Raw genomic sequence first — 15,249 nt, 5'->3', positions numbered from 1 at the left:
CAGGCATAAACGTTCTACCGTGGCGGCAGGCGTTTCATTAATCCATCGGATAAATCCTTGAACAGCTTTGCGAATTTACAAAAACATCCTATGTATTTTTAGATTTGGACGCTTTCTTTTCAGGAAATTATATTAATAAAAATATAAGTCATCGAAAAGCGATGTAGTGGAGGTTTAAAATGAAAAATACGATATTAAAACGTCTTCTGTCAGCCAAGCTGATGGTTATGATTATGGTTTTTTTCTTATTTAGCAGTACTGTATGGGCAGCGACAGCAATTAGCTCTGCAATGGGTAGCGTTACTGCAAGTAAATTTGCAGGTACAGGAACTACAGCAGATCCATATAGGATAATTACAACAGGTACAGCCTCAGGAACGGGGGCATTCACTGCACCTAGCCAATTTTGGGGGGATTCTTCACAACCCAACGGCGTCGGAACATTTGCTGTGACTTTTGAACAGTTTACCGGAAATACAACGGAAGGAGAACTGATTAGTTCTTATAACTTTGATTTAGGGCAAAATGCGACTTCTGTATGGGATGGAACATGGACCTATGCCTTCAGATTTCCAGCGTGGACGGTATTCGATACTTCAACAGGGGATTTACGCATGGCATTCCCTTACAAGGGAAACTTCGATACCTTTTGGGAGGATTGGAGCTATAAATTTGATGTAGTAAGTCTGACATCAGGCTTATCACAGGCTAAGCAAATTCAACCAGGTGATACGGTTAAGATTACTTACTATGGTAATTACATTTCTTCTCAAACCAGCAGGGGAACGAACTATGCTACTAACTTTAGCATAACAGACCAAAATGCTTCAGCTACATATTATGCAACAGTAGATGGAACTGGGTATGCAACTTTTTCGGGTGCTAATGCTATAGAATATGGCGGAAATTATTCAGTAGAAAAAGTTCAATAATGATGTATTTTTGCATATAGTTAAAGAAGGGGCTGCCTTAAAACTAAAATTTTGAGGCGGCTCTTTTTGTCACCGCCGTGATAATGATGAAATCATCATATACATTGTGGAATCAAATCAAGACCAAAGGACGGATGACCACGGATGAATTAAGTTATTATCTCAACTGTCTCATCTTGAAAAACAACATATTTCTTTCACAGGGTATTCCCCTGTATGCCAAAATGAATGGGCGCCCGTCTGCCAGAAACCAAAGGTGAAATGTTCAGATTGTTCTTACCAGGCCTAGCGGCTTTTCAAAGATCCATGTCGTATTCTCGAATATGGTTTACCTCAAGACTAAAAAGTCTGCCTAAACCTAAAAATTTTGCCTACTGGCCGAGTAAAATTCAGTGAAATTCAGGTATCCATCCCTGTTTTTCCCCAGTTCTAAGGCAAACTTTAATTGCTCGAAGGAATAGGGATTAGGGAGTTGGAAAGGCTGAGAATCCTTGTGGCAGCTGCGCAAATCGAGTGGAGCGATAGCAGCAGGATAACTCGGATAGATTCATCATAAACGGCCTCCTTGTACCTAATTACGAAGATAACTCCTCGCCCTCCGCTACAACCCCATATCGCTCCAAAGCCTTCGTCGAGGCTTCCAGCATCCGCTTTTTTAAATAATCGCCTTCGACTACCCGAACCCGCTTCCCCAGGAAACGGATTTTGGAGAGCAGATACTCGAAGTCATCCCCCAGCAAGTAGACTCTGACTGTGTATGTATCCTTCTCCGAATCATACTCCACATCTTTTTCGAAGCTGGAGAAGGCGTACAGGATCCGGGACAGCTCTTCGTTATAATCGCGGACGATTTCGATAACTGCTTCCGATTTGCGCGAATCCAGCATCCTTCCGATCTTTCGGAAGATACCGTCGGCCATCGAGGGCTCAATAGGCTCGGCCATGACAGAATGGATTTTCTTCAGCCTGGTGATCATGAAGGCGCGATGCCGGAGATGATACCAGAGCAGGTACCATTCTCTTTTGACCATGGAATATTCCAGTTTATAAGGAACGCCCGGTTGATCCTCGTTCACGCGCCCGCTCTTAATTGCGTAGGTTAAACGAACCCCGGTCTTATTTAAAATATGCCGGCGCAGCGTACGCAGGAGCGGGTGATAGACCTGCTTCTCCATACTGCGGGCTTTTTCAATCAGATGGCTGGAGGTGTCCATCAGCGGGTCGGGCTCGAGAATCGTACGCAGCTTATTCAAGGTGTCCGGGGTGAAAGCCTCGGCTGCGGCCGGATGCTCCAGCATGGTCTTCAGCCATGCCCGCTCATGTGAGGTGACCATAAAGGTACCGGAATCCTCCAGCCGGGAGATGATCTGGTGATTAAAGATTTTCTCAAACAGATTCATAGTAAGACTTAATCTCCTTCCATTCGGAGATCATTTCCCTGCGGAATCGAATGGGCTCTAGAACCTCGCAGCTTGACCCGAAGCTTCGCAGCCACGGTTTGATCTCGGTCGTCCCGTTTACCGTGATTTCGTATAAAAAAGAATACTCGTCTTCAAACACAATCTGGCCCCATTGCCCCTGCAGCAGAACCCTTTCTTTTACGAAGTTAGGCTCAGAATCGCCGGGATTGTAAAATCTCACCCTAACCGTCACCGGCTTGCCTGTATCGATCAGCCAGCTGTACCGCAGCTTTTCTTCCAGCTCGTTCTTCTTCTCCTCATACCAAGCCTCGTCCACAGATTCATCCTCTTCAATTTGAGTGATTCCTTCCATCCGGTATTTCCGGATTCCCTCTCTGCCGTGGGACAGCAGATACCATCTTCCATATTGATGATCGTACACAATCTTTAGCGGAAGCGTCTTCTGGGCTTTACCTGCCGTATCCCGTTCAAATAAGGGATTGGTGTTTTTGGAGGCGTAGCTTTTTTCAGACTTTGGCGAGAAATAGAGAAACCGGACTCTGCGGCGGTGACGGATGGCATGAAGGAGTGTGAACAGATGCGCTTCATCCAAAATCCGGGAGTAATAGTGATACTTATATAAAAATGGCTCGATCGCGTGCTGCTCAAATTCCCCCCGCAGAAGATGTTTCTTCAGCCCATCGCGCAGCAGATAGCCCTGAACGGAAGGCACCTGCGTGTTCGCCATCACATCCACAAAATCATACAAATCGATAAGCTCCTCTTCCGACAAGCTCCGGACCAGGTCATCTTGAATGCGATACCGGTAGGGGCGGGGTCCCGGCTCTTTAAGGATGACGCCAACCTCTTCCAGGTATTTGAGGTCCGACCGAATGGTCTTCTCGTCGGGCAGCGGAAGGCCTGGGGACAGACTGTCGCAGCACATATCCAAGAGTTCCATCGCAGTCAAAGCCTGCTCATTCATCGCGGCCAAAAGCAGCGAGATTCTTTGACTTTCGGATTCTTTGACCGATTTAGCCCGAAACAGAAACAGCAGTAGAGGATCGGTGGAGTCGTAATAGCTGAAGCGAATCGTCTCGGAAAACTCCTTGCTCTGTTCCTGCGGTAAATGCTGGTGCATGGAACTTATCACGTCCTTGAGCCGCCGGATCGTTTTATCAAAGGTATGTACGGAAATACCCAGTCGTTCGGCAAACTGCTGTCTGCTAAATGCGCCGCTTGTCAGCACAAGCATACGCAGGAATTGGATCTCTTTATCAAAGCTCTCTTTAGCCAAAATAATCCCCCGTTCAAATGAGACCTCTTCATTCATTGTAGCAGGGGCGGGATTTGGGTCAAATGGAAAAGTTTATGTTCGGTCGTAATACTTTTACCATGTTCGTTCTGGTTGAAATGAGCGATTATAGAACCTGTGTAAGACACATCGGTTCTTATTCGGACGGTCGTAACGAGGCGGGGATATCGGTTTATCCCGCAGTGCCGTGCATGGTATGTTGCGGTATCCTGTACGGTCGGATCGGTAAGAAACCACTATTTGGGGTTCGATTCCCCAATCGCCTGTGACGCGATTCTGGCAGAATACTCGACTTTCAATCGAGCGAGAATTTGTACAAAGACCAAAGGATAGAATCCCTGGCGGCTAGTTTGAGCGCACTGCAGTAAGGCCTTGCAATCCGTGGATACCGATGGAGCGAAATTCCGGGAGGCTTTTTAGGATGGAAGAGGAAGAAGGATGGCTGAAGCAGGGTCACCCTCCTGAATCATATGTCCTTAAAAATCCTTGGTAGATCGCTTATCTAAAACGAGATTCCGCCGGAACCGCAGTGGGATTCTACATCCAATGGTCGAACCATTAAGGGGGTAACGAATATGTTTAAAAAAGTAACGATACAAGCTGACCAGCGCGGTTTGCTCTTTCATAAAGGAAGTTATGTGAAAAAGCTCAATCCGGGGACCTATCACTATTTTTTGTGGTTACAACCCGCAGTTGTGGTGATGAATATCGCGAAACCGTTCGTTGTAGAGGGTAAAGATTTGCAGTTGTTCCTTCAGGATGAAGACCTCTTGCGAGAGCTCGATATCGTACGAGTGCAAGACCACGAATACGTCCTGCATTACGAGGACGGTCAATTCGTACAACTGCTTAAGCCTGGTATCTACGCCTATTGGAGTATACTCAAGAAACATACTTTTTTACATACGGATATCAGACAACCCGAATTGCCTGCCGAGGTAGACCGTTCGATCATACCGAAACTCACAGCCAATACGCAGTCCTATGAAATCACGAGTTATGAATCCGGATTTTTGTTTTATGATCACGTCTTACAACGAGAGCTTTCTCCTGGCAAGTACTACTTCTGGCGAGGTCCCGTTTCGGTTATGGTCAAGACGATTGATTTAAGACAACAACAAATGGATCTCATCGGCCAGGAAATCATGACGGAAGACAAAGTTACGCTGCGGTTGAATTTCGTTTGCCAATACAAGATCGTACAGCCATTACGTGCTTTGGAAATGAAATCGTTCGATGAGCAAATTCATATCCAGCTTCAGCTCATGCTTCGGGAATATGTCGGAACTCTTAAATTAGACGATCTTTTGAAACGGAAAGAGGACGTTGCGTCGTTCATACTGTCCCGCTTACGTGAGAAGGGTGAAGAGTTCGGAGTACAATTCCTGAGTGCGGGGGTTAAGGATGTTATTTTACCGGGTGAAATGAAAGATATCCTAAACACCGTCCTGCTGGCTGAGAAGAAGGCACAGGCGAATCTAATCACTCGTCGCGAAGAAACGGCATCGACCCGAAGTCTGCTTAACACCGCGAAGCTGATGGACGAGAACCAGACGTTATTCCGGCTGAAAGAGCTAGAGTTCCTGGAGAAAATTTGCGAGAAAATCGGGTCCATCTCTTTAACGGGCGGCGGAGACCTGTTGGAACGGTTGAGTTCACTTATTGGTGAGAAAAAGGCGGAAGGCAAATAACGAACCGTGCCCTAAGGAGGTTTTCATATGAGCAGTTACCATCAACATATCTTGACTGTGCTTGAGCGCATCGAGCGTGAAGAGAACGTTCGGATCCTGTATGCTTGCGAATCAGGTAGCCGCGCGTGGGGGTTCCCTTCAAAGGACAGCGACTACGACGTAAGATTTATCTATGTGCGGCCGGTAGATTGGTACTTATCAATCTTTGAGAAGCGGGATGTCATCGAACGGCCGATAAGTGACATGCTGGACATCAATGGCTGGGATCTGCGTAAAGCCTTGAACTTGTTCCGCAAGTCGAATCCGCCGCTGCTCGAGTGGCTCCAATCTCCGATTGTATACAGGGAGAACCACGGGATAACCGAGCAAATCCGGGGGATCGCATCCTTAACCTTTTCTCCAAAATCATGTATCCATCACTATCTGCATATGGCCAAGGGAAATTACCGCGACTACCTCCAGGGGGATCAGGTCAAGATCAAAAAGTACTTCTATGTTCTCCGCCCGATATTGGCATGTGAATGGATCGAGAAATACGTCACCATGCCCCCGATTGAATTTAACCGTCTGGCCCAGGAGCTTGTGCCAGCGGGAAGCGAATTAAAGGCGGTTATTGACGGGCTGCTGGTCCGTAAAAGAGCGGGCGACGAGATGGATTTTGAACCAAGAATCACCCCGATCAACGAGTACTTGGAAGAGAGAATAGCGTATTACGAGCGGACGGCACCAGGAATGCGGCCTGGCGACGGAAACCAGGATCAGAGGCTTGACGAGTTGTTTCGATCGGTGCTGAAAGAAGTTTGAGGAAAAGGGGATGAGTAAGATTGGAAAGGAATTCTTATAACAGGAGTGAAATAATGTTATGGCTTATCAGAATATAAACGGCGTACTTGTCTGGGGCAACCCCGACGAGGGTGCGCTTGCTCAAGCGAGGACTTGTTCGGAAACCGGTAATGTGGTCCAAACGCTGCTAATGGCGGATCATCATAAAGGGTACAGTCAACCGATCGGCGGAGTTGTTGTTTATGACCGGCAAATCTCCCCTTCCGGCGTTGGATATGATATTGCATGCGGGAATAAAGCGGTACGAACAAACTTGGCCGCCGGGGACATAAAGCCCAGATTGGCAAAGATTATGGATGAGATCGCCCGGAGGATTTCCTTCGGGGTGGGCCGTGTCAACCAGGAAAAAGTCGATCATGACCTTTTTGACGATCCCGATTGGGACGTTTACAAGACAGTAGGCAGGCAGGAACACGACAAGCTGAAGACATTGGCGCGTGATCAGCTGGGTACGGTCGGCAGCGGCAACCATTTTGTTGACTTGTTTGAGGAAGCCGGAACAGGCCGTGTGTGGATAGCAAATCATTTTGGGAGTAGAGGGTTTGGGCACAAAACGGCGAGCGGCTTTATTAATCTGGCGGGAGGTAGGGAGTTTCTAGCGAAAGCTCCCGGTGAGAAGATGGACCAGCCGCCTGTACTGCTTGATCTGAGCAGCGAGCTTGGCGATATGTATTATCGGGCGATGAAGCTGGCTGGACGTTACGCATATGCGGGACGGGATTATGTGATGAGGCAGGTCTTGGCGATTCTCGGAACGGAAGCAGACCTTGAAGTGCATAATCATCATAACTACGCCTGGAAAGAGACGCACAGCGGGAAGGAAGTCGTTGTCGTCCGTAAAGGAGCGACTCCGTCCGCGCCGGGCCAGACCGGATTTATCGGCGGGAGTATGGGGGACATATCCGTTATCGTAAAAGGCAAGGGCAGCATAGAGAACCGGGAGGCTTACTACAGCACCGTACATGGAGCCGGACGGATCATGAGCCGGACGCAAGCGGCAGGAAAAATGAACTGGAAGACTCGCACAAGAAGCGGTGGTCAAATCACTACGGAGCAAATGCTGGACGCCGTTCGGGCCTTCGGTGTAGAGTTGCGCGGCGCAGGAACGGATGAGAGTCCGTTTGTTTACCGGAAGCTTCAAGATGTGCTGGATGCGCATGCCGAAACGATTGAGGTTATGCATGTGCTTAAACCGATTGGTGTTTGTATGGCGGGAGCGGATGAGTTTGATCCGTATAAGGATTGAGCAATTGTTGCTTAAAACTGTTCAAAGGGCCAAGGAACTGGATAGATCGAAAAATGAATTAAGGACTCCACCTTTGCGTCCAATGATTGATGATCATGTTGCCGCTTTTCAAATTATCCCATCCGCTTAAGCCGTTTAATGTAATTAACATCCTCATGGAACACGCACCGATTCCAAAGTTTCGAACAAGCTTATCACCATTTTCAATCTCCCCCTGTTTCTATAAAAATCGAATATTTCCCAATCCTAAATATCCTCAGTGAAGTTCCTCTGATCTACCCTACGCTTAGGATGTGAAAAAACACGAATTTCATGGTTTTTTCCATGCTCTGGCAGGTTTTTTCTGCAACTTTCTGCAATCGTAGATGAATCATATTAAATTTGAGGTATAATACCATACGAATCGGTTGTTTTATTTCACACAAAATTCATATAGTGTTTAATTTGTGGTATAAAATATCACATACAAAAAGAAAAGTTAAGATGAGACGGTAGATTACATTACATTATAATAACATCTAAGGGGGTGCAGTGAGCGGGAAGGAGATGTTAGCCGACGGCAATACGCATGCCGGGCATTTGGAGAATTCCGTGATTCCACAAGAAGGTCTTTGCTACCCCGAAACGGGCTTTAAGTTACAGGACAACGTGCGGCATTTACATAATTCAATCTCTATTAGCCGTCACCCTCCTTTAGGTTTAACCGGCCCGGAATGGATTCGTTAGGACAGGAATCGAGAGTTGAGGAGAGAAGCAGCAGCGGTTGCCGAATAATCAGCCAACGATTAAGGATGGAGGTGGTTCTATGAGAAGAATGTGGATGAGCTTCTTATCCGTAAGCATGCTGCTCATGCTGATCGCTTGCGGCAATAATTCCGGTACTTCAAAGGCTGAGACTGCGGAAGGGAGCGGGACGGGGGAAACAAAGGCGTCAACCGATAAACCGATTGAACTCAACTACGCTTTTTTTGCCCCGGCCAGTACGTTTCCGGCCAAACAGATGGAGAAGTGGAAGGAAGAGCTGGAGAAGCGGACGAACGGCAAGGTATCCGTCAAGCTGTTTTTCGGGGGGACGCTCCTGACCGACAAGAACATGTACGATGGCGTCAAGAGCGGGGTGGCCGACATCGGCTCATCGGTAACGACCTACGAACCCGGTAAATTCCCCTTGCTGACGATTGCCGAAGCGCCCACTGTATTTCAGAACTCCAAAGTTGCGAGTCAGGTTATCTATAATCTGATCAAAGAATTTCCGCCGGATACGTTTAAGGACGTCAAGCTGATCACCGCATTCGCTTCCGAACCCTCATTTATACAGATGAAAGAGCCGGTGGCCAGCCTGAAGGATTTGAGAGGCAAGCAAGTGCGTATTCCGGGCGGCCTGGCCCCGGTATTAAAAGAGCTTGGCGCTTCTCCGGTCGGCATGTCGCAGAGCGAAGCGGTTGAAGCTCTGCAAACTGGAGTCGTCGAGGGGTATGTTTCCTCCCGCGAAGTACTGATGGATTTGAAATTTGCCGAGATGGTCAAGTACGTGACCGATTATCCGCTGACGGTATCCATTCATGCCGCGGTCATGAACATGGATACGTGGAACTCGCTGCCTCCCGATGTGCAGAAGGTTATCGACGAATTAGGCCCTGAGATGTCGGCCTGGACTGGAGACTATCTGGACAATCATGTGAAGGAATCGATGGATTGGTCGGTAAACGAGCAGGGGTTGGAGGTTGTAACTCTTTCACCGGAAGAAAAAGCGGTTTGGGATTCAAAAATGCATCCGCTTCAGGAGAAAACAATTGCTGATTTGAAAGCAAAGGGTCTTCCCGCCGAACAATTCAAGAAACGACTCGATGAGCTGAAGGCGGAATACTCGAAATAATATCCGCGGACCGTCCGTGATCGCCGGCGTTTCGAATCGGCGGCCATCACGGCGGAACTGCCGAAAGGGAAGGTGAGACGATTGGAGAGGGTGAATGAGCTTAAGGCGGTTCGAAAGGAAAGCACACGCAGCGATTGGAAAGAAGGTGCAGCCTCCATTTTGAATGCCCTGGAGAAAATCAGTCTCCGTGTCAATCAGTTTCTGGCCGTTATTGCAGGTTTGGCCATGTTGTTGATCGCGCTCCTGATCGTCGCCAATGTCATTATCCGGGTCTTTTACGTGCCGATTCCCGGTGTTGGGGAAATCTCCGGATGGCTGTCCGCGATCACGGCTGCATTCGCGCTGGGCTATACCCAAATTCATCGGGGTCATGTCGATATCGACGTTATTTTGGAGAAGTTTCCAGCCCGGATAAGAGGCCCTGTTCAGGGGCTGATGCTGCTCATCAGCATGCTGTTTTTCGGTCTGATCTCTTACCGCCTCGCTATCTATGCCTACGAGACGATGAAAAGCGGCGGTCTTTCGGAAACGCTGGCCGTCATTTATTATCCGTATATTTACCTCCTCGCTATCGGGTTCTTCGGCTTAACGCTATCCCTGTTGACCGATTCCCTCAAATACCTCGTAAGGGGGGATCGCCGGTGAGCTTAACGGCCTACGCGCTGATCGGCATCGGGGTCATGTTCGTGCTCATGTTTTTGCGAATGCCCATCAGCTTCAGCATGTTTATCGTCGGTTTCCTCGGCTTGCTTGTCGTCGCCTCTCCCAATGCGGCTTATGCCGTCATCAGCGGCGATTTGTGGTCGCAGTTCTCCAGCTTTTCCCTCAGCGTCATTCCAATGTATGTATTAATGGGAGAGATCGTCTATCGCTCCGGTATTACCGGAAAGCTGTTCCAGGCGGCCTACAAATGGGTCGGCCACTATAGAGGCGGCATGATCTGGACGGTTATATTGGCAAGCGCCGGCTTCGGATCGATCTGCGGCTCCAATTCGGCCACCTCGGCAACGATCGGCTCCATGGCGCTGCCGGAGCTGAAGAAATACCGGTATGACGATGAATTAAGCACCGGCAGCGTTGCCGGAGGGGGATCGCTCGGGATTATCATTCCGCCAAGCACCGTGCTCCTGGTCATTGCCATACAGGCACAGCTCTCGATAAAAGATTTGTTCGCCGCCAGTATTATTCCCAGCATTTTATTGGTGGTGCTGTTCCTGCTCATCGTATGGTACATCTGCCAGCGAAACCCGAATATCGGCCCCGCGAGTGAGAATGTGGCCCTGGTGGAGAAGCTGAAGGCCATTAGCGGCGTTCTGCCGACGCTTCTGCTTCTGGTGTTTGTTATCGGCGGTCTGTTTCTCGGATGGTTCACTCCTACCGAATCGGGGGCCGTCGGCGTAATCGGAGCTTTGGTGTATGCCTTGGCGACACGAAGTCTAAGTTGGGCGAATTTCAAGCTGGCCGTCTCCGATTCGCTGCGGTCCTCCGCTATGGTCATCATGCTGGTCGTTGGAGCGTTGATATTCGGCCGCTTCCTGACGATTACCAGGCTTCCGTATGAAGTGGCGGATTGGGTGACGTCCTTGCCTTTGGAGCCTGTCTGGATTATGGCCGGGATCTTCATTGTATTTGCAATTGGCGGCGCGATTATGGACGCCTTCGGCTTCCTGATCATTTCCATCCCGATCTTTTTTCCGACGGCTCTTCAGCTCGGCTATGATCCGGTATGGTTTGCGCTTATGATGTGCATTATTACCAGCTTGGGAGCCATTACGCCCCCTGTCGGGATCAACGTGTTCGTTGTCAAAGGCCTTGCGCCCGACGTGCCCATTACGAAAATATTCAGAGGCTCCATGTATTATGTGTATGCCTATCTGATATGCATCATCCTGTTGACGGCATTTCCGGCTCTCATGACTTTTATTCTGTAAGCAGCAGGGAGGGCGGACAACGGTTGGCCCTATAGTGGAGGTGATATCGAAATGCGGCCCAAAGTATATATTGCCTGGCCCATCCCGGATGAAATCGAGGCTTACCTGGCTGAGCATTGCAGCCTTCGAAAGTGGAAGGGGGAAGCTCCGATCCGGTACGAGGAGCTGAAAGACGAACTGAAGGATGCCGAAGGGCTGCTTCTCGGAGAGGGCAAAATCGACGCCGAATTATTGGAGCAGGCTCCCCATTTACGGGTCGTCAGCACGATTAGCGCCGGATACAACAACTTGGATATCGAAGCGATGAAACACCGCAGCGTAATCGGGACGAATAATCCCGGTATTTCGAACGAATCGGTCGCAGATCTGGTACTTGGATTGGCGCTTGCAGCCGCCAGAAAAATCGTCAAGCTGGACCGCTATGTAAAGGAAGGGTGCTGGACCCGGGGAATCGACTCGTCTTGGTACGGCCTTGATGTCCATCATTCCACGATCGGAATCATCGGCATGGGCGGCATCGGGCAGGAGGTTGCCAAACGCGCCAAAGCCGGCTTCGACATGAAGGTGCTGTACTACAACCGCAGCCGAAGGCCTGAGGTCGAGCACCGGCTGGGCGCGGAGTATTGTTCCCTGGAGGAGCTGCTGATACAGTCGGATTTTATCGTCGTGATGCTGCCGCTCACTGCACAAACGGAGCATTTGATTGGAGGCCGGCATTTCGACCTGATGAAGCCCTCCGCCGTCCTGATCAACGCTTCGCGCGGCAGCATTGTGAACGAGCGGGCGCTGGTCGAAGCGCTTCGGGCGCGCAAAATAAGCGCAGCCGCCCTGGACGTCTACGAATTCGAACCGGTTAACCCGGATCACCCCCTTTTGAACATGGACAATGTGATCACACTTCCGCATGTTGGTTCGGCAACGGCAAAGACCCGCTTCAACATGGTCATGTCAGCAGCCCGAAACCTGGTGGCGGCTCTAAAAGGGGAAACCCCTCCGTTCTTAATCCGCGAATTTAAGGAAAGTGTACAGAACTAAAAGCACAAACCAAAAATATCGGGAGGTATGGGATATGAGCACAGAATTGAGCACAAACCTGGAATTGATGCAGGATAAGTATCCGATGAAATTCGGCAGCTTTGAGGAAGAACGGCTGCACCGCAAGCAACGTCTCGCCGCCTCTTTCCGTTTGTTTTCCCTGTTTGGCTTCGATGAAGGTGTCGCCGGTCATATTACCGCCCGGGACCCGGAATTTCCCGATCATTTCTGGGTGAACCCGTTCGGCATGCATTTCAGCCAGGTTCGCGTTTCCGATTTGCTGCTGGTGAACGATGAAGGGAAGGTAGTTGAGGGCAACAGCAATATGCTCAACCGCGCGGCTTTCGCCATTCACTCAAGTGTCCATAAAGCCCGTCCTGACGCCGTTGCCGCCGCACATGCCCATTCCTTTTACGGAAAGACGTTCTCCAGCCTCGGCCGCCTGCTCGACCCGCTTACCCAGGACGCCTGTATTTTTTACAACGATCACGGCCTGTACAACGACTATTCCGGCGTAGTGTACGAAACAGAAGAAGGGGAGCGGATCGCGGAGTGCCTGGGCGGCAAGAAGGCGGTTATCCTGCAAAATCACGGTCTGTTGACTGTCGGGCATTCCGTGGAATCGGCGGCTTGGTGGTACATTACGATGGAGCGTTCCTGCCACGCCCAATTGCTTGCCGAAGGCGCGTCAACTTCCCCGATACCGGTTGCTCACGAAGCCGCTCTGGCGACCATGCAGCATGTAGGGTCCGAAACGGCCGGCTGGTGCTGCTTCCAGCCGCTGTGGGATAAAATTCTCCGGCTGCAGCCCGATTTTCTGGATTAAGCATTCCCCAAAACAACGAGTGGAGGACACAGCATGGAAATTGCAGTGATAGGCGGCGGACACGGTTGTTATGCGGCGGCGGCGGACCTTTCCGACAAGGGCCACCGTGTGCGGCTGTGGAGGCGGGATAAAGAGGCTTTTCAGCCTGTATTGGAAAGCCAGTCCCTAATATTGAAGGACGCCGGCGGCGTCCGGAAGGTAAGCTTGTCGCTCGCGAGCACGGATCTGTCCGCGGTCATGAAGGGCGCCGCGTTGATTGTGCTCCCCCTGCCCGCTTTTGCCCAGGCTTCTGTAGCCTCAGAGCTTGCGCCTCACCTGCAGGACGGGCAGGTGATCTTCCTGCCCCCCGGAACCTTCGGCAGCTATGTGATGGCGAAGGCGCTGGCCGAAGCGGGCAGCCGGGCCAAGGTTGCGTTTGCCGAAACGGGCACGCTTCCCTATCTGGCCCGCAAACACGGAGCTGACACGGTAGCCGTCAGCGGACGGGCGACCCGCCTCCCGACCGGCGTATTTCCGGGCGAGCTGGCGGAGCAAGCTTTTGCCGTCCTGGAGGAAGCCTTTCCGGCAGTCGAACGGCTGCAGGACGCGCTGGACGGCGCGTTGATGAACGCGGGACCGATTATCCATCCGCCCCTTATTCTCATGAACGCCGGTCCGATCGAGCATTTTGAACACTGGGATATTCATAATGAAGGAACGCAGCCGTCTGTACGGAGGGTGCATAATGCGCTGGATGCTGAAAGAATTGCCGTCCGGGAAGCATTGGGCTACCGGGCGCCGCATTTTCCGCTCGCGGACCATTACAGCAAGGACGGCGATGAATGGATGTACGGAAATGCCGCCCATGAGAAGCTGGTGGATAGCTCGGATTGGCGCGAGCATCTGGATCTGATGACGCACCGGTACATGCGCGAAGATGTCGCCTGCGGTTTAGCCTTCCTCGTCTCTCTGGCGGATTGGGCGGGTATGCCCGCTCCTGTCGCCAAGGGGTTGCTCGCGATCGCCTCGGCCGTGACCGGCGAGGATTTGCGCGAGACGGGCAGGACGCTGGAAAACCTTCAGCTGAGCGGCCTGTCCGTTAATGGCATGCGAATGATGCTGCAGCAGGGTGTGCGGCAATGGGTATGAACAAGCCCGTAATCGCTGTTGTCGGCGCGGGTCGTATGGGAATTGGGATTGCCCATGTGTTTGCTTATGCGGGCCACAAGGTCGAACTGATCGACAGCAAAGAAAGAAGCAAGACGGAGACGGAACGGGTCCTGAAGGAAGCGGCCGGACAAATGGAGAACAATCTCTATTTTTTGGCGTCTCTCGAACTGTTCGATCCATCGCTCGCGGAGAAGATTCTCGGGCAAATCGATTACCATTCCCTGGATGAGATGGAAGCGGTGCTGCCCAGGGCGGATGTTGTGTTTGAAGCGGCTCCCGAAATTTTGGAGGTCAAAAAGGACACATTTGACCGGATCGGCGCTTCGGCCCGGGACGATGCCTGGATCGCCTCCACAACCTCGACGTTTATGGTGGATACGCTGGCTTCCTTTCTGGACAAGCCTAAGCGGTTCGTGAACACGCATTGGCTTAACCCTGCCTATCTTATCCCGCTGGTTGAAGTAAGTCCCGGCGCACAGACCGCTTCCGGAGTGCTGGCCGGTATGATGGAGCTGCTGTCCGGCGTTGGAAAAGTGCCGGTCCAGTGCGCCGCTTCGCCCGGATTCATTGTGCCGAGAATTCAGGCGCTGGCGATGAACGAGGCAGCCCGGCTCGTTCAGGAAGGGGTGGCTACACCCGAGGCGATCGACACTGCCTCCCGGGTGGGCTTCGGTCTTCGGTTTGCCGTTCTGGGGCTGCTGGAATTTATAGATTGGGGAGGCGGCGACATCCTCTATTACGCCGACCGCTATTTGGAGCAGGAGCTGTCTACGGATCGCTACGCTCCCCCGGACATTATCTCGGAGAATATGGCGAACGGCCGGACCGGCATGAAATCCGGGAAGGGCTTTTACGATTTCAGTGGCAGGGACGTCACCGCCTACCAACGGGAAACGATGCGGAAATTCGTTGATCTGCTGCAGCACCTGGGGTATTGGTCGCCTCCGGGCGAGCCGTCTTTGCGGGGAATCAGCCCAAGCCTACATAAATAAATAACGGATGGAG

The 15,249-nt window shown here is 51.0% G+C and carries 13 protein-coding genes; 11 read left to right on the top strand and 2 right to left on the bottom strand.

Annotated features, from left to right (window positions below):
- Positions 1–179 precede the first annotated feature (179 nt).
- Complete coding sequence (locus G5B47_RS16140; protein ID WP_165099990.1) at positions 180–932, top strand: hypothetical protein; 753 nt, start codon at positions 180–182, stop codon at positions 930–932.
- A gap of 575 nt (positions 933–1,507) precedes the next feature.
- Here the strand turns inward: G5B47_RS16140 and G5B47_RS16135 are convergent.
- Together G5B47_RS16135 and G5B47_RS16130 are read right to left on the bottom strand one after the other, a co-directional pair.
- Positions 1,508–2,332 carry a WYL domain-containing protein gene (locus G5B47_RS16135; RefSeq protein ID WP_165099988.1) on the bottom strand — a complete coding sequence of 275 codons (825 nt, stop codon included), beginning with the start codon at positions 2,330–2,332 and terminating at the stop codon, positions 1,508–1,510.
- A complete protein-coding gene (locus G5B47_RS16130) occupies positions 2,319–3,629 on the bottom strand; it encodes a helix-turn-helix transcriptional regulator (protein WP_165099986.1) in 1,311 nt (436 codons plus the stop codon). The genes G5B47_RS16135 and G5B47_RS16130 overlap by 14 nt, the downstream gene beginning before the upstream one ends.
- A 593-nt stretch (positions 3,630–4,222) precedes the next feature.
- Here G5B47_RS16130 and G5B47_RS16125 point away from each other — a divergent pair.
- The 10 genes from G5B47_RS16125 to G5B47_RS16080 all read left to right on the top strand — a co-directional run bounded on the left by G5B47_RS16125 (position 4,223) and on the right by G5B47_RS16080 (position 15,236).
- A complete protein-coding gene (locus G5B47_RS16125) occupies positions 4,223–5,338 on the top strand; it encodes a slipin family protein (protein WP_165099983.1) in 1,116 nt (371 codons plus the stop codon).
- 27 nt (positions 5,339–5,365) lie between these two features.
- Positions 5,366–6,142 (top strand): nucleotidyltransferase domain-containing protein, encoded by a 777-nt coding sequence (locus tag G5B47_RS16120; protein ID WP_165099980.1) that lies wholly within the window; start codon positions 5,366–5,368, stop codon positions 6,140–6,142.
- 58 nt (positions 6,143–6,200) lie between these two features.
- A complete protein-coding gene (locus G5B47_RS16115) occupies positions 6,201–7,427 on the top strand; it encodes an RtcB family protein (RefSeq protein WP_165099977.1) in 1,227 nt (408 codons plus the stop codon).
- A gap of 805 nt (positions 7,428–8,232) precedes the next feature.
- The gene (locus tag G5B47_RS16110) at positions 8,233–9,303 is read left to right on the top strand and encodes a TRAP transporter substrate-binding protein (RefSeq protein ID WP_165099974.1); all 1,071 of its coding nucleotides are present in this window, start codon (positions 8,233–8,235) and stop codon (positions 9,301–9,303) included.
- A gap of 90 nt (positions 9,304–9,393) precedes the next feature.
- Positions 9,394–9,948 (top strand): TRAP transporter small permease, encoded by a 555-nt coding sequence (locus G5B47_RS16105; protein WP_328804557.1) that lies wholly within the window; start codon positions 9,394–9,396, stop codon positions 9,946–9,948.
- The gene (locus G5B47_RS16100; protein ID WP_328804553.1) at positions 9,945–11,234 is read left to right on the top strand and encodes a TRAP transporter large permease; all 1,290 of its coding nucleotides are present in this window, start codon (positions 9,945–9,947) and stop codon (positions 11,232–11,234) included. The genes G5B47_RS16105 and G5B47_RS16100 overlap by 4 nt, the downstream gene beginning before the upstream one ends.
- Before the next feature lie 51 nt (positions 11,235–11,285).
- The gene (locus tag G5B47_RS16095; RefSeq protein ID WP_165099968.1) at positions 11,286–12,269 is read left to right on the top strand and encodes a 2-hydroxyacid dehydrogenase; all 984 of its coding nucleotides are present in this window, start codon (positions 11,286–11,288) and stop codon (positions 12,267–12,269) included.
- Positions 12,270–12,303: 34 nt separating this feature from the next.
- On the top strand, positions 12,304–13,095 hold the full coding sequence (locus tag G5B47_RS16090; RefSeq protein ID WP_165099965.1) for a class II aldolase/adducin family protein: 792 nt from the start codon (positions 12,304–12,306) through the stop codon (positions 13,093–13,095).
- A 33-nt stretch (positions 13,096–13,128) separates the two neighbouring features.
- Positions 13,129–14,223 (top strand): NAD/NADP-dependent octopine/nopaline dehydrogenase family protein, encoded by a 1,095-nt coding sequence (locus tag G5B47_RS16085; RefSeq protein ID WP_165099962.1) that lies wholly within the window; start codon positions 13,129–13,131, stop codon positions 14,221–14,223.
- Positions 14,214–15,236: a 3-hydroxybutyryl-CoA dehydrogenase gene (locus G5B47_RS16080; RefSeq protein WP_165099959.1), complete on the top strand. Its 1,023-nt coding sequence runs from the start codon at positions 14,214–14,216 to the stop codon at positions 15,234–15,236. Before G5B47_RS16085 ends, G5B47_RS16080 begins: the two co-directional genes overlap by 10 nt.
- Positions 15,237–15,249 lie beyond the last annotated feature (13 nt).

This window comes from Paenibacillus apii, assembly GCF_011043685.1.
GTDB classification, from domain to species: Bacteria; Bacillota; Bacilli; order Paenibacillales; family Paenibacillaceae; genus Paenibacillus_AQ; species Paenibacillus_AQ sabinae.
This window is presented reverse-complemented; position numbering and strand designations above follow the sequence as displayed.